A 335-nucleotide genomic window follows, 5' to 3' on the forward strand; every position below is an offset into this window, starting at 1 on the left:
TACAACATGCTGAATCTAATGACGGTGGGCGATTGATCGGTGCCGATATCCAAACCTATATTAGCAAGCGCTTTAATGTTAACTATCAACTAGGTAACGTATATCGCTTATTACATAGTCTGGAATTAAGTTGGATCACAACGCGCTCTAAGCACCCCAAGCAATCGAAAGAAGCGCAAGAAGCTTTTAAAAAAGTTTAGTATGTCAACGATCCTTCACACCCCTTTTAATGTGATGCCAGAAAATATGGATATTTGGTTTCAAGATGAGGCACGGTTTGGCCAACAAAATCAAACAACACGGATTTGGGCTGAGCGTGGCTCTAGGCCAAGAGC

1 pseudogene is annotated in these 335 nt (G+C 42.1%); it reads left to right on the forward strand.

Annotation, left to right across the window (positions count from 1 at the left end):
* A pseudogene (locus N482_RS25480) lies at window positions 1–335 on the forward strand (winged helix-turn-helix domain-containing protein); the annotation flags it as partial.

It is taken from the genome of Pseudoalteromonas luteoviolacea NCIMB 1942 (assembly GCF_001625595.1).
Classification (GTDB): Bacteria; Pseudomonadota; Gammaproteobacteria; order Enterobacterales; family Alteromonadaceae; genus Pseudoalteromonas; species Pseudoalteromonas luteoviolacea_A.